Genomic DNA, 19,970 nt, shown 5'->3' on the forward strand with positions numbered 1-19,970 from the left:
TCAGGGAGGACCGATGGGTGCGATGGTGACCGCTGCCGCGCGCAAGACCTTGTCCGTGATCGCCGTGCTGTCCGTCTGCGCCGCCGCCGGCCTGGCGGTGGTGCGGCCCGGCCTCGGCGACGAGACCGCCGCCGCCACCGCCGCCCGGTTCGGGTTCACCGCGACCGGGCTGAACCGGGCGCCGGTCGGCGCGCGGACCGAACGCGCCGTCGCCCCGGAGCTGCACGACATCCGCGGCTGGATCTCCTCGGTCGGCGCCGCCGTCGCGCTGGCGGACGTGCGCGGCCTCGGTCGCGCGGCCGACGTCTGCCTGGTGGACCCGCGCGACGACTCGGTGACGCTGCGCCCCGCACCGGTCGGCGGTGCGGCAACCTACGCGCCGTTCGAGCTGCGGCCGGACGGCCTGCGCTACGACTCGACCATGGCGCCCATGGGCTGCGTCCCGGCCGACCTGGACGAGGACGGCGACGTGGACTTCGTCGTGCCCTACTGGGGCCGCTCGCCGGTCCTGTTCGTCAACACCGGCGGAGTGGGCGCGCCGACCCGGTTCCGGGCCGACGAGCTGATCGAGCCGATGGCGGTGTGGAACTCCGGCACGCTCAACGTCGGCGACGTCGACGGCGACGGCCACCTCGACGTCCTGGTGGGCAACTACTTCCCCGACGGCGCGCGGCTGCTCGACCCGACCGCCTCCGACGAGACCCGCATCCGGATGCAGGACTCGATGTCGTTGGGCCGCAACGGCGGCGTGAACCGCGTCCTGCTGACGCGGCCGACGGGCGTGCCGGACCGCAGGCCGGTCGTCGTGGACGCCAGCACCGCCCTGACCGGCGACGCGGCGCAGTCGTGGACGCTGGCCACCGGCCTGCAGGACCTGACCGGCGACGGCCTGCCGGAGGTCTACCAGGCCAACGACTTCGGGCCGGACCAGCTGATGGTGAACCACTCGACGCCCGGCGCGGTGCGCCTGCGCGAGGTCACCGGCGACCGCGACCCGGTGACGCCGAAGTCCGAGGTGCTGGGGCACGACTCGTTCAAGGGCATGGGCGTCGCGTTCACCTACCCGGGCGGCGGCGGCCTGCCGATGATGGTCGTCAGCAACATCACCGTCCCGTACGGCCTGCACGAGAGCAACTTCGCCTTCGTCCCCGACGGGAGCCCGGACGACCTGCTGGCGGGGGAGGCGCCCTTCACCGAGAGCAGCGAGGCGCTGGGGCTGGCGCGCGCCGGCTGGTGCTGGGACGTCAAGGCGGGCGACTTCGACAACGACGGCGTGGACGAGCTGGTGCAGGCGAACGGGTTCCTGAAGGGCGACGTGAACCGCTGGCCGCTCCTCCAGGAGCTGGCGATGGCCAACGACGACCTGCTGCGCCACCCGGCGGTGTGGCCGCGCTTCGGCCCCGGCGACGACCTGTCCGGCCACGAGCCGAACCGGTTCTGGGTCCGCGACGGCGGCGGCCGGTACTTCGACCTGGCCGGGCAGGTGGGTTTCGCGTTCCCCGACAACACCCGGGGACTGGCCGTCGGCGACGTCGATGGCGACAACCGGCTCGACGTGCTGGTGGCCAACCAGTGGGAGGACTCCGTGCTGCTGACCGGCGGTGAACGCGGCGGACCGGCGGCCGACCTGCGCCTGGTGCGCGCCGGCGCGGTCGAGGGCAGGGTGGTCGACGCCATCGGCGCGCAGGTGGTGCTGCACCACCCCGAACGGCCGCAGAAGGCCCAGCTGTACCCGGCGAACGGGCACAGCGGGGTGTCCGCGGCGGCGCTGCACTTCGCGCTGCCCGGCGGTGGCGCGGCGCCGGCCACCGTCACCTGGCGGGACGCCTCCGGCACGCACCGCGCCGAGGTCCTGGTGACGCCCGGCCACCACACGGTCGAGCTGGGCCCCGGCGCGACGGCGGTCGTGCGATGACCGCGACGCGCCTGGCGGGCGCGGGACCGGACGAGCGGGCGCTCGCCGCGCCGGGGGGACCGGGGCTGACCGCCGACCAGCGCCGGGTCAAGGCGCTGACCAGGTTCGCCGTCTCGATCACCGCGTTCAACGTCCTCGGGCACCTGTTCCTCGGGTTCGAGCAGGCGCCGATCACCCCGGTCGTCGCCGTCCTGACCAGCTACGCGGCCGCGTTGGCGTTCGAAGCGCTCGACGCCTGGGCGTTCGGCAGGCGGGCCGAGTTCACCAAGGGCCGGCGGGCGTTCGCGGTCTTCCTGCTGCCCGCCCACATCACCGGGCTGGCGACCGGGATGCTGATGTGGGGCAACGCCTCCCTGTGGCCGTACGTCTTCGCCATCCTGGTGGGCAACGGGTCGAAGTACCTGGTGCGGCTGCGCGTGCGCGGCAGGCTGCGGCACGTGCTCAACCCGTCCAACACGGGCATCGCGGTGGCGCTGCTGCTGTTCCCCTGGGTGAGCATCGCACCGCCCTACCACTTCACCAGCTCCACCACCGGCGCGATCGACTGGCTGCTGCCGCTGGCCGTGCTCGCGGCGGGCACGGTGATCAACGTCAAGCTGACCGGCAGGATGCCGCTGATCGCGGGCTGGCTCGGCGGGTTCGCGGCGCAGGCGCTGGTGCGCTGGCTGCTGCTGGACCACCACCTGCTCGCCGCGCTGGCGCCGATGACGGGCCTGGCGTTCATCCTGTTCACCAACTACATGATCACCGACCCGGCCACCACCCCGACCCGGGGGCGCGACCAGGTCGCCTTCGGCGTCGCGGTGGCCGCCGTCTACGGGGTCCTGGTGGTGTCCGGGGTCTCCTTCGGGCTGTTCTTCGCGCTGGTGATCACCTGCGGGGCCCGCTTCCTGGTCCAGCTCCTGCGCCCCCGCGTGCGAGCCACCCCGTGAGCGGCGGGCAGCCGGTCGCGGTGGTCGGCCTGGCCTGCCGCTACCCCGACGCCGACAGCCCGGACCGGCTGTGGGAGACGGTCCTCGGCCGCCGGCGCGCGTTCCGCTCGCTGCCCGACCGGCGCCTCGGCGCCGGGTACCGCGGCGCCGGGCCCGACCAGACCTACGTGACCCACGCGGGCCTGCTGCGCGGGTGGGAGTTCGACCGGCGCCGGTTCGAGGTGCCCGGCCCGCTGTTCCGCGCCGTCGACCAGACGCACTGGCTGGCGCTGCAGACCTGCGCGGAGGCGTTGTCGGACGCCGGGTTCCCCGACGCCGACGGGCTCGACCGCGACCGCGCGGGCGTCGTCCTGGGCAACTCGCTGACCGGGGAGTTCTCCCGCGCCGCCCAGCTGCGGTTGCGCTGGCCGTTCGTCCGGCGCGCGGCGGCCACCGCGCTGTCCGGCGCAGGCGTGCCGGACGACCAGGCCGAGCACGCCCTGCAACTGCTGCGCGACCTGGTCCGGGACCCCTTCCCGGAGCCCGGCGACGAGACGCTGGCCGGCGCGCTGTCCAACACGATCGCCGGCCGCGTCTGCAACCACTTCGACCTGCGCGGCACCGGCTACACCGTGGACGGCGCGTGCTCGTCCAGCCTGCTGGCGGTGATCACGGCCTGCCGCGCCCTGGACTGCGGCGAGCTGGACTTCGCCCTCGCCGGCGGCGTCGACCTCAGCCTGGACCCGTTCGAGCTGGTCGGGTTCGCGCGGCTGGGCGTGCTGGCCGACGGCCGCCGGATGCGGGTGTACGACGCCGACCCCACGGGCTTCCTGCCCGGCGAGGGCTGCGGGGTGGTGGCGCTGATGCGCGCCGACGACGCCCGACGGAGGGGGCTGCGGGTGTACGCCCGGCTGTCCGGGTGGGGCACGTCCTGCGACGGGTCGGGCGGCCTGACCCGGCCGGAGACGGCGGGCCTGGTGCGCGCGCTGGACCGGGCGTACGCGCTGGCGGGCGTCGACCCGGCGGCGGCCGGCCTCGTGGAGGGCCACGGCACCGGCACCGCCGTGGGGGACCGGGTCGAGCTGGCGGCGCTCAACCGCGTGCGGGCCGGTGCGGCCGCGCGCGCCGCGCTCGGCTCCGTCAAGGCCAACGTGGGCCACACCAAGGCGGCGGCCGGTGTCGCCGGGTTGATCAAGGCGGCGCTCGCCGTGCACCACCGGGTGCTGCCGCCGACCACCGGCTGCGAGGACCCGCACCCGCTGCTGACGGGCTCCGACAGCACCGTGCGCGTGCCGGCCGAGCCCGAGCCGTGGCCGGACCGGACGCCCGTCGCGGGGGTGTCGGCGATGGGGTTCGGCGGCATCAACACCCACGTCGTGCTCACCGGCGGCGGTCGGGGCGGCTCCGGGGTCCCGGCGTCGGCGCTGCGGTGGAGCAGGCCGCTGCCCGCGCACGAGATCGTGCTCGTCACCGCCGCGGACCGCGACGACCTGGCGGCGCGGCTGGGCGCCCTGGCGGCCAAGGCGGGCTCGTTGAGCGCGGCCGAGCTGCACGACCTCGCCGCCACCCGCTACCGGGCGGCGCCGTCCGACCCGGCGTTGCGCTGCCTGCTCGTGGCCGATTCCCCCGAGCGGTTGGCGCTGGTCGCGGACCGCGCGTCGCGCCGCGCGCCGGGCTGGGACTCGGCGCTGCTGGTCGACCGCGCCGAGGGGTTCGTCCTCGCCCGCCGGGCGGCGCACCGGGTCGGGCTGCTGTTCCCCGGCCAGGCGGCCCCGGTGCGCGCCCGGCTGGACGACTGGGCGCGGGACCTGGCGGTGCCCGAGCTGCCCGACGACGTGCCGCTGCGCGACGGCGCGACGGAGACCGCCATCGCGCAGCCCGCCGTCGTCCGGCAGTCCCTCGCCGCCCTGGCCCTGCTCGCCGAGCTGGGGTGCGACGCGGTGGCCGCGGTGGGGCACAGCCTCGGCGAGATCACCGCGCTGGTGTGGGCGGGCGCGCTGTCCGCCGACGAGGGGCTGCGGCTGGCCGCCGCCCGCGGGCGGGTGATGGCGGAGCACGGGGGCGCCGGGACCGCGATGGCGAGCATCGGCCTGCCCGTGGCCGTGGTCGAGGAGCTGGCCGGCAGCACGCCGGTGGTCGTGGCCGGGTACAACGGGCCCGACCAGGTGACGATCGGGGGCCGGGCGGCGGACGTGCGCCGGGTGGCGGAACGCGCGACGCGGGTCCGGGCCAGGGCGAAGGTGCTCGCGGTGTCGCACGCGTTCCACACCGAGGCGATGCGCCCGGCCGCGGCCCCGTTCGCCGAGGAGCTGCGCGGAGTGGGGCTGCGGCCACCGCGGCGGCCGGTGTTCTCCACCGTCACCGGCCACCGGCTGGACCCGGGCGCGGACCTGCGCTCGCTGCTGGTCGACCAGGTCACGGCGCCGGTCCGGTTCGCCGACGCCCTGGCCGCCCTGACCGCGACGTGCGACCTGCTGGTCGAGGTCGGGCCGGGCACCACGCTGACCTCGCTGGTGACCGGGTTCCCGGCGGTCTCGCTCGACCCGGGCGGCTCCGGGCGCGAGCACGCGCTCGCGCTCGCCGCGCTGGCCGCCGCCTCCGCGTGCGACCTCGACCGGTGGTTCGGCGACCGGGCCCACCGCCACCTCGACCTGGACACCCCGATCACGCTGCTGGCGAACCCGACCGAGGTCGAGGCGGCGGTGGCCGTCCGGGAGCCGGCGCGCGAACCGGGCGTGGACCCGTTGCTGGCGCACCTGAGCCGCACGCTGGAACTGCCGCCGGCCGACCTCCGGCCGGACCGCAGGCTGCTCGGCGACCTGCACCTGAACTCGCTGCAGGTCGTGCAGCTCGTCGCCGAGGCCGCGGCCCTGCTGGACCGGCGCGCGCCCGCCCTGCCGCCCTCGCTGGAGACCATGACCGTCGGCGAGCTGGCCGAGCTGGTCGCGAGCCAACCGCCCGGTGGCGACACCACGGCCGCAGTGGCCGGCGTCCGCCCGTGGGTGCGGTCGTTCGAGCACCGGTGGGAGCCGTGGACCGGGCCGCCGGCCGGTGACGAGGTGCGCTGGACCGTGCACGCCGCGGCGCCCCGGTGGCTCCACGCCGCCGCCGGGACCCGGGCCGACGGCGCGGCTCTCGACGGCTTGGTCGGGTGGCTGGACGACGACGCCGGGACCACCGCGGTGGCGGAGCTGCTGCACGCCATCGCCGCGCACCGGCCGGACGTCCTCGCCGTGCTGCACCACGGCCACCCGGCCGCCGAGGCCGTGGCGAGCAGCGCCGCGATCGAGCTGACCTCGTGCGTCGCCACCGCGATCGAACTGCCCCCGACCGCCCGCGACCTGGACCTCCGGCTGGCCCGGACCGGCGGCCGGCTGCGCGTGGACGCGGCGGGCGGCGTGCGGCGCCCGGTCACGGTGGCCCGCCCGACGACGTCCGGCGGGCCGCTGCCGATCGGTCCGGGCGACGTCTGCCTGGCCTCCGGCGGTGTCGACGGCATCACGGCGCGCTGCGCGGAAGCGCTGGCCCTGCGCACCGGCTGCACGCTCGTCCTGCTCGGGCGCTCGCCGCGGGACGCGTCGCGGGTGCGGGCCGGGCTGGCCGGGCTCGACCGGCGGGTCACCGCCCACTACGTCGACTGCGACGTCACCGACCCGGACCGGGTGCGCGACGCGGTCGCGGCGGCCGGGGCGCACGGGCCGGTGCGCGCCGTCCTGCACGGCGCGGGCGTCAACGAGCCGCGCCCGCTGGACGCAGTGACCGCGGCGACCCTCGCCGCGACGGTCACCCCGAAGGTGGCCGGGCTCCACCACCTGCTGGCCGCGCTGGCGGAACCGCCGGCGCTGCTGGTCGGCTTCGGTTCCATCATCGGCCGTCGCGGCTTGCCGGGTCAGGCGGAGTACTGCGTCGCCAACGACTGGCTGCGGGTGGACCTGGAGCGGTGGGCGGCCGAGAACCCGACGTGCCGCACCAGGGTGCTGGAGTGGTCGGTCTGGTCCGACGTCGGCATGGGCCGCCGGATGGGCGTGCTGAACTCGCTGCGCGACCGGGGCATCACGCCCGTCGAGCCCGCCGCGGGGGTGGCGGCGATGCTGGCCGCGCTGGCCGACGAGGACGGGCCGGTGACCAGGCTGGTCGCCGGCAGGTTCCCGGACGGCCCGACGCTGTCGGTCGCCGGGCCACCGTTCGCACCGCTCCGCTTCTCCGCCGACGCCCCCGTGCGGGTCCCGGGGGTCGAGGCGGTCCTGACACCGGTGATCTCCACCGGTGACGACCCCTACCTGGACGACCACCGCGTGGACGGCGTCCCGGTGCTCCCCGCCGTCGTCGGCCTGGAAGCGGCGGCCCAGGCGGCGGCGACCGCGGTCGGCGAGCGGGAGGGCTGGGAGTTCACCGACGTGGAGCTGCCCGCCCCGGTGCTGGTGAACCCGCACGAGCCGCGCGCGCTGCGCGTGGCGGCGCTGGTCCGCGACGACGCCGGGACCGCGCTGGACGTGGTGCTGCGCGACGCTTCCGACGGCTTCACCACCGACCGCCTCCGCGCGACCGCCCGCCCCGCCCCGCCCGCGCCGCACGACCTCGCCCCGACCGCCGCACCGCCACGACGTGACGGCCCGCACCCGTTCTACGGGCCCCTGCTGTTCCACTCCGGGCGCCTGCGCCGCCTGGTCGACTACGAGCACCTGTCGGCCTTTCGCGTCCGGGCGTGGGTCCGGTCCGACCAGGGGCCCTGGTTCTCCGACCGCCACCCGCAGCGGCTGCTCCTGGGCGACCCGGGCGCGCACGACGCCGCCATCCACGTGCTGCTGGCCTGCCTGCCGCACCGGCGCGCCCTGCCCGTCGCCGCCGAGCGGGTGACGGTGTGGCGTCGACCCGCCGGCCTGGTCCTGGTCACCGCGGCCGAGCGGTCGCACCACGGCGACGATTACACCTACGACGTGTCGCTGTCCGATCAGGACGGTGCGCGGATCGCCCGCTGGGACGGGCTGCGGCTGCGCGCGTTCGGCCCCCGGCCCTGGCCCGGCGCCCTGCCCGCGCCCCTGGTCGGCCCGCTGCTGAGCAGGCGGCTGGCGGAGCTGGGCCTCGCCGAACGCCTGGAACTGGTGAGCACCGGGGACGTCCTGGTCGCCCACGCGGACGCGCCGGTGGGCGTCGGGTGGGCCCTCGACCACCGGGCGGCGACCGCGAGGGCGCTGCTGGACCTGGGCCTGCCTGGCGACCCCGACGAGGTGGCGGCCCGGACCACCGACGACGGCCTGCTGGTCGGCGGCACCGCCGCGGCGGTGGTCGTCACCTCCACCGGCCCGGCGTGCGCCGCGGTCGCCCTGCCCCGAGGAGCGTGAACACCGTGCGGGAGTTCCACTGGCGGCACGTGGTGACGTTCGACGAGACCAACCTCGTCGGCAACGTCTACTTCGCCCGGTTCCTGCACTGGCAGGGCCACTGCCGCGAGATGTTCCTGGCCCGGCACGCCCCGCGGGTGCTGAAGGAGCTGAGCGGTGGCGGCCTCGTGCTCGCCACCACCTCCTGCTCGATGGAGTACTTCGGGGAGTGCTTCGCCTTCGACGAGATCGACGTCGCGATGACCCTGCGCGAGCGCTGGGACAGCGGTCTGCGGATGGCCTTCGACTTCCGGCGCGACGACCGGCTGGTGGCGCGGGGCGAGCAGACCGTGGCCTGCCTGCGCCGCGCCGGGTCGGGCGTCGAGCCCGTCGCCGTCCCGGCGGAGCTGGCCACCGCGCTGACCCCGTACGAGCGCGGGACGGCGTGACGGCGCGCGTCAGGAGTCGTCCGAGCCGGTGCGCTGCCGGTCGTGGTCCGGCGCCTCGTCCGCCCGCTCCCGCTCACCCCCCGCTCCGACGAGCGAAGCCCCGATCGCGGCCAGCGCGGCCAGGTACGTGCTCTCGTCGTGGTGCGGCGCCATGTCGCCCTCCGAGCTCCCGCAATGGCTATCCGGAAGTGGACCGCTCACGACGGTATCCCAGTCGGCGGCCCCGAACGGGTCGACTTCGCCCGGCCCGTACCGAGGCCAGGTTCGACAGCGCGTTGTTCTTTCACACCAACGGATTACCCGACACACGCCTGTGTTGTGAAGTCGCCGCCGAACGACGCGGCACTCATGGACGATCGCTAGTGAAAAGTATAGTTTCCGCAGTATGTGGACAGCCTCGTCCACGTCCTCGTGCGAGACAGACGCTGGAGGCAGTGCAGTGAGCAACCCCCGGGACACCTACGAGTCGCTGAACCTCGAACCGAAGCCCATCCGGCCGCACATCCTCGCCGCGGCGACCGTGGTGTTCGGCGACGACTACTACGCGGGCCGACGCGAGACCATCAACCTGTCCGGCTTCGTCCAACTGAACAAGTGGCCCATGCCGGGGTTCGAGCACCGGGTGGACGAGAAGGGGCACGCGGAGTTCGACACCGAGCTCATCAGCGCCCCCGAGGTCGGCATCAAGGGGTTCAGCTACGAGCTCGACGACCGCATCCAGGTGCTGTCCAACCCGTTCCTGCCCAACACCGGCCACGTGCGGCAGATCGTGCCGGGCAAGAACTTCCCGGCGGAGTTCTACATCCGCCGCTTCGGCATCCTGGAGACGAGCACGCTGCGCCTGGCGCACCGCAACGTCATCGACATCTACGGCGTGGTCGACAGCGTCCCGCCCTTCAAGAAGCCGCTCACCGGCCCGTACCTGGGCAAGCCGCGCGGCGACGGGCCGTTCGACGTCGTGCAGGCGCCGAACGTGGTCCGCGGCACGACGCTGCCCGAGGCGTGGTACCCGGCCGACGACGAGAACCAGCCGGTCGGCATCACGCCGACGGTGTTCTTCGCCGCGAGCGCGGGGCCCTGCATGTCGATGCTGGTCGACCCGTCGATGATCATGCAGGTGTCGCTGGAGGGCCGGATCGAGGTCGAGGTCGGCGGCCGGACCGTGCACGTCGACCTGGCGGGCGACCACCGCAAGGCCGCCGGCACCGAGATCCTGCTGTTCGGCCCGGAGAAGCACGCCGACAACGTCGGCGTGCTGGCGCAGATGGCGCGGCTGGCCGTCGTCGGCCACTGCCCGGAGCTGGGCGGCCGGGTCATGCTGCGGGCGAGCTGGCCGCGGGTGTCCGGCGGCACGCTGGGCGAGGGCTCCGAGGAGAGCCTGAGCCGCGTCCGGTTCCCGGGCGCGCTGCACCTGGACGCCGAGTTCGAGCTGGTGACGCCGCAGGCCACCCTCTACGCGGCGAACCCGGTGCACGTCAGCGGCAACCTCACCGACATGGGCGCGACCGGCACCGAGCTGTCGATGAGCGGCGTGGACGCCCCGCTGGTCACCACGGACAACGAGGTGAAGGCCCGGTTGACGGGCGTGCGGCTGGTCATGCGCGACGCGTTCGTCGGCGAGCACGCGGCGGTCAACGTGTGACAGCGGGCCGGCGGTTTTCCGGACATACTCGTCGTTCCGCCCGGACGGCTGTCCGGGAAGCCCTTCCAGGAAGGCGCCCATGGACCAGCGGCTCCTAGTCATGCACCAGGTGATGCTCGCGGACCGCCCCCGGCTGAGCGCCTACGACCGGGCCCTGGCGTCGGTGATCACGGCAGGTGACGTGGTCGCCGACGTCGGCGCGGGCACCCTGGTGCTGTCGATGCTGGCCCTGCGGCACGGAGCCGGCCACGTCTACGCGATCGAGGCAGACCCGGCCATGGCCGCGGTGGCCGAGCGGATCATCGCCGACAACGACCTGCACGACCGGGTGACCCTCGTCCAGGGGGACGCGCGGGTGGTCAGGCTGCCGCGCCGCGCCGACGTGATCGTGTCCGAGATGATGGGCAACCTCGGTCCGGAGGAGCAGATGGTCGAGGTCCTGGACGCGGTGGCCCGGCGCAACCTGCGGCCCGGCGGCGCGGTCGTGCCGCGCCGCCTCACCACCGAGCTGGTCGCCATCGAGTTCGACGGCGAGGGCTGGGGCACGTGGGCCGACGTCGTGCCCGGCTACCGCTTCCACGCGGTGCAGGAACTCGTGGAACCGCACGCGCAGCTGCACTTCTTCCAGCGCGAGCCGCGCTTCCTCAGCGCGCCCGCCGTGCTGTCCGACGAGGTGGTCGGGCAGGGCTCGACGGGCCGGACCCGGCGCGAGGTGCGCCTGCCGGTGCGCCGGGACGGCTGCCTCCAGGCCGTCATGGGCTACTTCACCGCCGAGCTGGTCGACGGCGAGTCGCTGTCGAACTACCCGTCCTACCCCGGCTGCAACTGGGCGGTGTGGGTGTGGCCGCTGCGGTACGCGGAGGTGCGGGCGGGCGACGAGGTCCGGGTGGTGGTCGCGCCGCCGCGCGGGCGCGGCCAGGCGCGGGACGCCGCGGCCTGGAGCCTGGACTGCGGCATCGTCCGGGCGGGGAGGCCGTGATGCCGTTCGCGGCGGGCACCGTCCGCGACATCCCGGTCCCCGGCCTGAAGCTGTGCGGCCTGACGTGGACCGGCGAGTTCCTGATGTTCTCCGACGCGGTCGCCAACGAGGTGATGGCGCTGGACCCGTACAGCGGCGAGGTGCTGCGCCACGTCCCGTGCCCCGAGGTGCGCACCGACCTGACCACCATCGGGGGCAACCTCGTGCAGGTGGTGGGCGACCGGCGGGCGCTGCGCGTGATGGACGCCGAGTCGGGCGACGAGTTCCGGGAGATCCCGAACCCGCGACCGGACAACGTGCTGTGCGGGCTGGAGGCCACCCACCACGGCGTCTGGCTGGGGTACGAGGACCTGCGGCGCATCGACCTGCGCGGCTACGACGACCTGGAGCTGCTGGACACCTTCGCGGTGTCCGGGAGACCGGCCGGCGTGACCGTCTCGGACAACTACCTCGCCTACGCCGACCACGCCGCGTCGACCATCACCATGGTGGACATCGACGAGCGGCGCGAGGTGGCCGCGTTCTCGGTCGCGGGCAACCCGACCGGCATCACCTGGGACGGCACCCGGATCTGGTACTGCGACTACACGACCTTGCAGCTGCGGGCCATCGAGGTGCCGGGCGTCGACAAGAGCTGAGCGGAAGGGGGCCGGGCATGACCGCGCGCATCGCCCGTTCCGGCGGTCCACCCGGAGTCGCAGCGCTCGCGCTGCGGCTGACCACGATCCTCCTCGTCACGGCCGCGACGCTCGTCCCGGTCGCCGTCGCCCTGCCGGTCGTGGTCCTGCTGCGCGGCACCGCGGGGGCACGCCGGCTCGGGTGGGCGACGGTGGCGACGCTGCTGATGCGGCTCGGCCCGGCGTTCGTCAAGGCCGGGCAGGTCCTGGGCACCCGGCGCGACGTGCTCCCCGCCGGGCTGTGCGACGAGCTGGCGACGCTGCAGGACGCGGTCGCGCCCCTGTCGGCGGCGCGGGCCGAACGCGCGTTGGCCGACGTCTACGGCGACCGGCTGCACGACACCTTCGCCGAGGTGGACTACTCGGCGGTCGCGAGCGGCAGCATCGCGGGCGTCTACCGGGCGCGCCTGACCTCCGGGCGCGAGGTGGCGCTGAAGCTGCGCCGGCCGGGGGTGGAGCGGGTGATGCGGCTGGACCTCGGCCTGATGCGGCGGGGCGCCGGCCTGGTGTCCAGGCTGCCGCCGGCGCGCGGTGTCCCGGTGGTGGACGTCGTGGACGCGATGTGCGCCGCCGTGCTGGGGCAGCTGGACTTCGAGCGCGAGGCGTCGAGCCTGGCCCGCCTGCGCGCGGACCTGGCCGTGGTGCCCAGGGTGTGGGTGCCCGGGGTGGTGGCCGAGGCGTGCCGGCCGGAGTGCATCGTCATGGAGTTCATCCGCGACCTGGACGTCGACGCGGCGTCGCGGTGCTCGCCCGCCGCCCGGCGGAAGTTCGCCGCGTCCGGGCTCACCGCCATCTACGAGATGCTGTTCGTGAACGGCTTCGTGCACTGCGACATGCACCCAGGCAACCTGTACTTCACCGAGTCCGCGCAGGTGGTGGTGCTCGACGCGGGGTTCAGCGTCCAGCTGACCGAGCGGCTGCGGCTGCTGTTCGCCGACTTCTTCCTCAACATGGCCACCGGCGACGGCGACAAGTGCGCCGCGATCGTCGTGGAGAGTTCCGCCGAGGTGCGCCCGGACGCGGACCTGCCCGGCTTCCTCGACCGGATGGCCGACCTGGTGCGGCGCAGCCACAAGCTGTCGGCGCGGCGGTTCAGCCTGATGGCGTTCGCCGCGGAGATGTTCGACCTCCAGCGCAGGCACGGCATCCACGCCGCGCCGGAGCTGATCTTCCCGCTGCTGTCGCTGCTGGTCATCGAGGGCACGATCCGCGACCTCGACCCGGAGGTCGACTTCCAGGAACTCGCCAGGCCGGTGCTGATGAAGGGCCGGTTCGGCGCCCGCTGACCGGCTGCCGCCCGTGGCGCTTCCGCGCGAACGCTGGAGTTTATAGTAGTGGGATGGGCGGTAAGCGGGCGTACAACCAATACTGTGGACTGGCCTCCGCGCTCGACGTCATCGGGGAGCGGTGGACGCTGCTGATCGTGCGCGAGCTGCTGATGGGCCCGCGGCGCTACGTCGACCTGCTGGCCGACCTGCCCGCCCTGGGCACCAACCTCCTCGCGGAACGGCTCAAGTTCCTGGTGGAGAAGGGCGTCGTGGAGCAGGTCGACCTGCACGGCACCGGCTCGCGGCTGGCGTACCGGTTGACCCCGGCGGGGCACGAGCTGCGGCCCCTGGTGTCGGGCCTGGCCCGGTGGGGCATGCGGTTCGTGGGCGAGGTGACCGAGCAGGACACCGTGCGCCCGCACTGGGGGTTCCTGGCCGTCGAGGCCATGCTGCGCCCGGACCGGGCCACCGGGCACGACGAGTGCTACGAGTTCCGGGTGGACGACGACGTCTACCACGTCGAGGTGCGCGACCACGTGCCGCGCGCGGTGAAGGGCCCCGCGGCCGAGCCCGCCATGGTGGCCACGACGGACGCGACGACGTTCGTGCAGATCGGCTCCGGCCGCCTCACCCCGCTGGCCGCGATGGTCACCGGGCGGCTGTCGCTGGTCGGCGAGACCGACGCGGTGCTGCGCTGCTGCGACCTGCTCGGGTTGGAGGCCGGGATGGCACCCGCCCGACCCGGCGACCGGGCGCCCGCCGGACCCGGCGACCGGGTGGCTGCCCGACCCGGTGGCCGGGTGGCCGGCTGAGCACGTCGTCCGGCGTGCCCGGCCGGCGGCCCACCGGTCAGTCCAGCACGTCGTCCAGCCGGATCGCCTTGAGCCGGCGCGACCGGAAGTCGCAGTACCACAGGCTGTAGCCGTCCCAGGCCATCCCCGTCGGCGCGCCCTCGACCCTGGCCGTGCCCACGATCCGCCCGTCCCGGGTGTCCACGGCCCGCACCAGGCCGGTGTCGAACTCCGCGTACACCACCGTCCGGTTGACCGCGGTCAGCCCCGACGGCGACCCCTCGATCGGGATCTCCCGCCGCACGGTCATCGTCTCGAAGTCCCGCAACTGCACCACCGCGGGCGCGCGCAGGCACATCCACACGCCCTCCGCCGTCGACTCCACGCCGCACAGCCTGCCGTTGGACGGGGTGACCGGCTTCGTGCCGACGACCTCGCCCGCCCTCGGGTCGACCAGCACGAGCCTCTTGGGCCGGCCGCCGACCTGGCACAGCAGGCCGTCGTGGTGGGTCAGGTCCGCGCGGACCCGGTCGCACTCCAGCTCCCGCACCACGTCGCCGTAGCCGGGGTGGATCGCCCAGATCCTCCCGGCGTCCTGGTCGGACTGCCACAGCAGGCCCTCGAACCAGGTGAGCCCGCACAGGTAGCTCCCGGGCGACGGCAGCGAGCGCACCACCGGGATCGTCGTGGGCGCGGTCACGGCGCCTGCTCCAGCCACAGGTTGGACAGGTCGAACCACCGGTCGATGGTGGGCATCGGGATGGCGTTGCGGACCCGCGCGCCCTTGAGGTGCGGGATGGTCGGCGCGTGCTCCAGGACCGGCACGATCGCCGCGTCCCGCATGACCAGCTCGTCCACCCGGTGCCAGATCCGGTGCGCCCGGTCCTCGTCCACGGTGGCCAGCGCCTCCTCGATCAGCTCGTCCACCTCGGGGTTGCTGTAGCACCCGTAGTTGCTGGTGCCCCTGGTCCGGTTGGTCTGGAACATCGGCTGGAGGAACGCGCGGCCGTTGTCGCCGAACCAGTCGGGGGTCCACGACGGCGAGGTCAGGTCCCACGCGCCCGCCTCGGCGTTGGCCGGGTCCTGGAGGTGGGCGTAGTAGTCGGCGTGGCCCATCGGCAGCAGGTCGACGGTGATCCCGGCCCGCTCCAGGTCCGCCGCGCAGGACTTGGCGACCTCGGGGTTGGCGTCCACGTCGCGGTGCAGGAACGTCAGCGTCAACCCGTTCGGGTGACCGGCCTCGGCCAGCAGCGCGCGGCACCGGTCCGGGTCGCCCCGGTCGCCCGGTGTCGGGTACAGGTCGAACGGCTCGTACCCGAAGTTGCCGGGCGGGATCGCCGAGCGGGCGGGCCGCATCACCGTGCCCGCCGCGAGCCGGTCGTAGATGTCGAGCACCGCCACCTTGTCGAACGCCCACGCCAGCGCCCGGCGCACCCCCGGATCGGCCAGCGCGCCGCCGTTGTTCGGGCTCACCGTGTTGAACACCAGGTACGGGTTGAGCGCGTAGCCGAGGTCGTTGCCGGGGTCGGTGGGGTTGGCGTCGTACGGCTCGGTGACGGGGGAGGCCCACGACAGGTCCGCAGCGCCGGAGGTGATCCGCCGGCCCACCTCCACCGGGTCGGCGCGCTCCATGACCACCTCGACGGCGTCGACGTGCTGGTTGCGCACGTCGTCGGCCCCCTTGTCCCACACCGGGTTGCGCAGCAGCCGCAGGAACCGGCCGTGGTCGTAGTCGACCACCCGGTAGGGGCCGTTGGAGCGCACCTCGCGCCGGAACCGGTCGCTGTCGGGCACCAGCGCGTCGTACTCGACCGGCGCGGCGGAGGCGAACGGCATCGCGAGGACGTGGACGAAGTCGGAGGCCGGGCGGATCAGCTCGAACACCAGCGTCCACGGGTCGAGCACCCGGATGCCGCTGATCTCGTTGCGGTTCTGGAAGTCCGCCAGCTCGGCCGCGGTCGCGTCGGCGTGCGGGACGGCCGCCGCGTACGCCGACGCGAACTCGGCCAGGCCGCGGATGGTGCTGGTGAAGTAGCGGATCGCGCCGGCGCCGCACACCGGGTTGCACATCCGCTTGAAGCCGCGGACGAAGTCGTGCGCGGTGACCTCGCGCGGCGGCGTGGTGTCCCACAGCACGCCGCGGCGCAGCCGGACGGTGTAGGTCAGGTGGTTCACGCTCAGCCCGGCGTTGTACGTCGTCGGCACCTCGACCGCGACGTCGGGCACGGGCGCGATCGCCCGCCAGTCCCGCAGGTCCCGCACCGCCGGGTAGGTGAACAGCTGCCGCGCGAACAGCCGGATGACCTGGTGGCCGAGCGCGTAGTAGGCCGACGCCGGGTCCAGGTGGTCCATGCTGCCGGGTCCGTAGAGCCGGAGGGTCCCCCCGCGCCGCGGTTCACTGCTGCTCATGCTGCTGGCCTCCGGGTCAGGACATCTCGTCGGCGAGCCGGGCCATCACCTTGAGCGCCCGGTCGATCTCGTCGTGGTCGTTGAACAGGTGGGTGCAGACGCGCGCCGCGTAGTGCGCGTGCGGTGAGCCGGGCACCGGGAACTCGACCCACCTGATCCAGATCCGGTGCTCGGCTTCCAGTCGGTCGACGAACGCCATGATCTTGTTGATGTTCCACGCGTCCTCGGGGTCGCGGAACGGCTTGAACGCGACGACCGGCGCGTGCAGCCGCGCGTCGTGCAGCGGCGAGTACAGGGCGGCCTCGCCGAAGAGCTCCACCACCCGCCGCTTGGCGTGCCACCCCAGTTCCAGGGCGCGCTCCTCGATGCGCCGCCTGCCGATCCGGTTCCACAGCTCGCACGCCTTGGCCAGGGCGGCGGCGCGGCCGATGCTCGCGCTGCCCGCGCTCTGCAGGTAGTCGCCCAGGTTGCAGGTCTCGACGGACGTCGTGGTGCGCTTGGGCATGTCGCCCAGGAGGGGGTACCAGGTGGAGACCACCGGCCAGAACCGGGGCAGCGGCAGCGGGTTGTGCTCGGGGAACACCTTGTTGCGCGCGTACAGCAGGCCGGTGCCGAGCGGGCCGCACTGGAACTTCGAGCCCGAGCCCGCCATGAAGTCCAGGCCGAGCCGGCGCAGGTCGACGTCCAGCACGCCGGGCATCAGCGCCGCGTCGGCGATCGTGATGACGCCGTGCCGCTGGGCCAGGTCGCACAGCGCGCGGATCGGCATCCGGGTGCCGGTGTACAGCGTGACCGCCGCGAACGCCATCACCTTCGTGCGCGGGGTCAGCGCGGCCTCGAACGCGGCCACGACCTGCTCGGCGGTGACGTCCGGGCCGGACGGCGGGGTGACCAGGTCGACCGACACCCCGAACCGGTTGTGCGCGAGGTTGAAGTTGGACAGCACCGAGAAGCACTCGTGCGTGGTGGTCAGCACCGCGTCGTCCGGGCCGAGGTCGAGGCCCGCGATGATCCGCGAGATGCCCTCGGTGGCGTTGTGGCAGATGACCATCTCGTCCTGGTCCACCCCGAAGTCCCGGGCGATCAGCGCCCGGTGCTCGGGGTAGAGGCTGGGCGGGTAGATGTTGGCCAGGCTGCCCGCCCACTCCCTGGTCACCCGGTCGTAGGTCTCCACGACCTCGTGCGGCATCGCGCCGATGGTGCCGGTGTTGAGGTGCGTGGCCGCGGGGTCGAGCGCGAAGAGGTCGCGGACCCGGTCCCACGAGGCGGTGGCGAGGCCGGAGTCGAAGTCGGTGATCAGGGCCACGGTTCGTCCCCTTCGTGCGGTCGGCGGCGCCGGTGCGAACGGCCAGGGCCGGTGCGAACGGTCGGAGCCGTCAGGCGGAGGAGGACGCGGCCACCCGGGCGCCCCCGCCGTCGGGCACGTAGTCGTTGCCCGCGTACCAGTCGCCGCGACCGCCCGGCAGCAGGTCGAGCACGTTCCACACCGGGTTCAGCAGGTCGATGCCGCGCTCGGCGCCGTCGAAGTGGTTCGCGGGCATCGAGTAGAAGTGGCGGACGACGCCGCCCTCGTCGCGCAGCACGCTCACCATCGGCCGCTGCTCGCCGCCGGGGCGCTCGGCGTTGAGGTCGGCGTTGAAGGTGGTGCCGTGGCTGGACAGGACGCGCAGCCCGGTCCACCCCCGGCGGTCCGCCCAGGACCGGAGCTTGTCCAGCGGGGCCTTGGCGATCACGACGAACGCCGTGTGCCGGGCCAGGTGCGTGGCGACGCCGCGCAGGCCGTCCACCCACATCGAGCACATCGGGCACGCCTCGTCGTGGTCCGGGTGGAACATCAGGTGGTAGGCGACCAGGGTGTCGTGCCCGTCGAACAGCTCGCGCAGCGGCGTCCGGACCGGCCCGCCGGGCCCGTCCTCGGTCAGCTCGTAGTCGCGCAGCACCGGTCCGGGCGGCAACGCCCGGCGCGCCGCGGCGACCGCCTCCACCTGGTCCCGCAGCGCCCGCTCGGCCCTGGCGAGCTGCGTGCGGGCGGCCTGGTACTCCGGGCTCGCGCCCATCGGCCAGATCGGCAGGACGGGTCGACCATGGGTACCGCTCATCGTGCCCCTTCCGTGTCCGCGGCGGAACCGTCCCCAGTGGACTCCGCGGTGGTGGCCGCGTGCACGGGCCGTCGAACGCCGCGGACAAAGCGTTGCCCATCGGCGGTGCGCGGCACAACCACCCCGCCTTGCCCGATGGGGTGATTCGCCACCCCCGCGCCGCGCAGGTCCTCGGGCAGGACGCCGTCGCGCAGCAGGAGGTGGAACCGGTCCGCGACGCTCTCCCCGTCGCCACGCGCGTCCAGCCACTCGCCGACCAGCCGCCTGCCCTCGACGTAGGTGACCGTGTAGGCGCGCCACAGGGGGTCGGTCAGGAAGCCCACCACCTGCCTGGCCCGCTGCTCGGGCAGCAGCAGCCACCGGACCAGGTGCGCCACCACCTCCTCCTCCGACGCGCCGCGGTCGTGCAGCATGATCGCGGCGTCCTGGCGCACGCCCATCAACTTCCACCACGAGCGCATCACCGCCTCCACCCGCTCGCCGTCCACCCGCACGCCCTCGTCGGCCAGGACGGCGGACGTCCACGCGCCCCAGCCGTCGCCGACGGACGCGGCGAGGGCGAGTTCGGCCAGGCCCTCCGACACCAGGCACTGCGGTGTGTTGACCACGACCAGGCCGTGCTCGCCCTCGCCGCGCCCCTCGACCAGCCCGGCTTCCTTCAGGCAGCGCTCGGTGTGGTGGCCGGGGTAGGACTCGTGGGTGGCCAGCACGGGCAGCGCGGCGAGGTTGCGACCGGCGTGGGAGTCGAGCATGACCAGCGAGCGGTAGCCGCCGAGGTAGCGGTTGAACGCGTTCCACGGCTTGTCGCTCACCACCTCGTAGCGGACGTGCTCGCCCTCGGGCAGCCCGTACCGGTCCCGCACGAGCGGGCGCAGCGCGTCGGAGACCGCCTGCACCGCGCGTTCGAGGTGTTCGGGGCCCACGGTGTTGTCCTCGTGGAACCGCTCCACCCTGGAGCGCAGGTCACCGCCGCCCGGCAGCAGCGCGTCGATCTCGGCGTGCGCCTCGGCGTAGCGGTCCCGGTCGCCGACCTCGATCCCGACCTGGAAGCAGGAGCGCACCTCGGCGCGCAGCGGGACGTGCCGGCCGGACAGCCGCAGGGCGGAACACCTCATCGCGGTCAGGTGCGCGGTCAGGAAGCGCTTGCGCCGCGCGGAGAGGCCGCTGTCCGCCACGCGGGCCATGACCTCGGTGGCCTGCCGGGCGATCTCACCGGGCGTCGGCACGGGTTCGGCGTGCACCTGCCGGCGCAGCAGGGGATCGCCGAACCAGCAGTCCACGAAGCCGTCGGCCACCCGGCCCAGGAGCAGGCCGAGCCGCAGGTACTCGCGCACTTCCGGTTCGTACACCGCGCCTCCCGGATCGGCACCGCCGTGACCGTAACCGGGGCCCCGGAGGTCGGCAACGCGGAGCGCTCGCCACCACCGCGGTCGCGTCCACTCGATCAGGTGGCTTTAGGAACATATAGCCGCTGTTACAGTCGAAGTGGTTCGGCGACCAGACCGTCGG

At 74.3% G+C, this 19,970-nt stretch carries 15 protein-coding genes; 9 read left to right on the top strand and 6 right to left on the bottom strand.

Annotation, left to right across the window (positions count from 1 at the left end; translation table 11 throughout):
- Positions 1-13: 13 nt before the first annotated feature.
- From AB0F89_RS22670 to AB0F89_RS22685, 4 genes are read left to right on the top strand one after another with little or no spacing between them, the layout of a single operon-like run.
- Positions 14-1,915, top strand: coding sequence for a CRTAC1 family protein (locus AB0F89_RS22670; RefSeq protein ID WP_367127551.1), 1,902 nt, complete (start codon positions 14-16; stop codon positions 1,913-1,915).
- Positions 1,912-2,847 carry an enediyne biosynthesis protein UnbU gene (locus AB0F89_RS22675; RefSeq protein ID WP_367127552.1) on the top strand — a complete coding sequence of 312 codons (936 nt, stop codon included), beginning with the start codon at positions 1,912-1,914 and terminating at the stop codon, positions 2,845-2,847. Before AB0F89_RS22670 ends, AB0F89_RS22675 begins: the two co-directional genes overlap by 4 nt.
- Positions 2,844-8,168, top strand: coding sequence for an SDR family NAD(P)-dependent oxidoreductase (locus AB0F89_RS22680; RefSeq protein WP_367127553.1), 5,325 nt, complete (start codon positions 2,844-2,846; stop codon positions 8,166-8,168). The genes AB0F89_RS22675 and AB0F89_RS22680 overlap by 4 nt, the downstream gene beginning before the upstream one ends.
- Positions 8,165-8,596: an acyl-CoA thioesterase gene (locus AB0F89_RS22685; protein ID WP_367127554.1), complete on the top strand. Its 432-nt coding sequence runs from the start codon at positions 8,165-8,167 to the stop codon at positions 8,594-8,596. The genes AB0F89_RS22680 and AB0F89_RS22685 overlap by 4 nt, the downstream gene beginning before the upstream one ends.
- A 9-nt stretch (positions 8,597-8,605) precedes the next feature.
- On the opposite strand, the gene AB0F89_RS22690 is transcribed toward AB0F89_RS22685, so the two are convergent.
- Positions 8,606-8,749 (bottom strand): hypothetical protein, encoded by a 144-nt coding sequence (locus tag AB0F89_RS22690; RefSeq protein WP_367127555.1) that lies wholly within the window; start codon positions 8,747-8,749, stop codon positions 8,606-8,608.
- Positions 8,750-9,035: 286 nt separating this feature from the next.
- Between AB0F89_RS22690 and AB0F89_RS22695 the strand changes: the two genes are divergently transcribed.
- From AB0F89_RS22695 to AB0F89_RS22715, 5 genes are all read left to right on the top strand, one after another.
- Complete coding sequence (locus AB0F89_RS22695) at positions 9,036-10,238, top strand: DUF6004 family protein (protein WP_367127556.1); 1,203 nt, start codon at positions 9,036-9,038, stop codon at positions 10,236-10,238.
- 79 nt (positions 10,239-10,317) lie between these two features.
- Positions 10,318-11,217: a methyltransferase domain-containing protein gene (locus AB0F89_RS22700; protein WP_367127557.1), complete on the top strand. Its 900-nt coding sequence runs from the start codon at positions 10,318-10,320 to the stop codon at positions 11,215-11,217.
- Positions 11,217-11,855: a hypothetical protein gene (locus AB0F89_RS22705; protein ID WP_367127558.1), complete on the top strand. Its 639-nt coding sequence runs from the start codon at positions 11,217-11,219 to the stop codon at positions 11,853-11,855. The genes AB0F89_RS22700 and AB0F89_RS22705 overlap by 1 nt, the downstream gene beginning before the upstream one ends.
- A 17-nt stretch (positions 11,856-11,872) precedes the next feature.
- Positions 11,873-13,180 (top strand): ABC1 kinase family protein, encoded by a 1,308-nt coding sequence (locus AB0F89_RS22710; protein ID WP_367127559.1) that lies wholly within the window; start codon positions 11,873-11,875, stop codon positions 13,178-13,180.
- 53 nt (positions 13,181-13,233) lie between these two features.
- Positions 13,234-13,974 (top strand): winged helix-turn-helix transcriptional regulator, encoded by a 741-nt coding sequence (locus AB0F89_RS22715; protein ID WP_367127560.1) that lies wholly within the window; start codon positions 13,234-13,236, stop codon positions 13,972-13,974.
- A 37-nt stretch (positions 13,975-14,011) separates the two neighbouring features.
- On the opposite strand, the gene AB0F89_RS22720 is transcribed toward AB0F89_RS22715, so the two are convergent.
- From AB0F89_RS22720 to AB0F89_RS22740, 5 genes are all read right to left on the bottom strand, one after another.
- Positions 14,012-14,653 (bottom strand): hypothetical protein, encoded by a 642-nt coding sequence (locus tag AB0F89_RS22720; protein WP_367127561.1) that lies wholly within the window; start codon positions 14,651-14,653, stop codon positions 14,012-14,014.
- Positions 14,650-16,362, bottom strand: coding sequence for an ABC transporter substrate-binding protein (locus AB0F89_RS22725; RefSeq protein ID WP_367127562.1), 1,713 nt, complete (start codon positions 16,360-16,362; stop codon positions 14,650-14,652). The genes AB0F89_RS22720 and AB0F89_RS22725 overlap by 4 nt, the downstream gene beginning before the upstream one ends.
- Positions 16,363-16,378: 16 nt before the next feature.
- On the bottom strand, positions 16,379-17,668 hold the full coding sequence (locus AB0F89_RS22730) for an aminotransferase class V-fold PLP-dependent enzyme (protein WP_367127563.1): 1,290 nt from the start codon (positions 17,666-17,668) through the stop codon (positions 16,379-16,381).
- A 70-nt stretch (positions 17,669-17,738) separates the two neighbouring features.
- Positions 17,739-18,461 (bottom strand): DUF899 family protein, encoded by a 723-nt coding sequence (locus tag AB0F89_RS22735; RefSeq protein ID WP_367127564.1) that lies wholly within the window; start codon positions 18,459-18,461, stop codon positions 17,739-17,741.
- Entirely contained in the window at positions 18,458-19,810 is a 1,353-nt protein-coding gene (locus AB0F89_RS22740) for a DUF885 domain-containing protein (protein ID WP_367127565.1), read from the bottom strand. The genes AB0F89_RS22735 and AB0F89_RS22740 overlap by 4 nt, the downstream gene beginning before the upstream one ends.
- Positions 19,811-19,970 lie beyond the last annotated feature (160 nt).

The sequence above is a fragment of the Saccharothrix sp. HUAS TT1 genome, from assembly GCF_040744945.1.
Classification (GTDB): Bacteria; Actinomycetota; Actinomycetes; order Mycobacteriales; family Pseudonocardiaceae; genus Actinosynnema.

Bases quoted from the DNA above. Each gene is read 5' to 3' on its own strand.
- AB0F89_RS22670 (WP_367127551.1), top strand. From the start codon at position 14: ATGGGTGCGATGGTGACCGCTGCCGCGCGCAAGACCTTGTCCGTGATC.
- AB0F89_RS22675 (WP_367127552.1), top strand. From the start codon at position 1,912: ATGACCGCGACGCGCCTGGCGGGCGCGGGACCGGACGAGCGGGCGCTC.
- AB0F89_RS22690 (WP_367127555.1), bottom strand. From the start codon at position 8,749: ATGGCGCCGCACCACGACGAGAGCACGTACCTGGCCGCGCTGGCCGCG.
- AB0F89_RS22700 (WP_367127557.1), top strand. From the start codon at position 10,318: ATGGACCAGCGGCTCCTAGTCATGCACCAGGTGATGCTCGCGGACCGC.
- AB0F89_RS22705 (WP_367127558.1), top strand. From the start codon at position 11,217: ATGCCGTTCGCGGCGGGCACCGTCCGCGACATCCCGGTCCCCGGCCTG.
- AB0F89_RS22710 (WP_367127559.1), top strand. From the start codon at position 11,873: ATGACCGCGCGCATCGCCCGTTCCGGCGGTCCACCCGGAGTCGCAGCG.
- AB0F89_RS22715 (WP_367127560.1), top strand. From the start codon at position 13,234: ATGGGCGGTAAGCGGGCGTACAACCAATACTGTGGACTGGCCTCCGCG.
- AB0F89_RS22725 (WP_367127562.1), bottom strand. From the start codon at position 16,362: ATGAGCAGCAGTGAACCGCGGCGCGGGGGGACCCTCCGGCTCTACGGA.
- AB0F89_RS22735 (WP_367127564.1), bottom strand. From the start codon at position 18,461: ATGAGCGGTACCCATGGTCGACCCGTCCTGCCGATCTGGCCGATGGGC.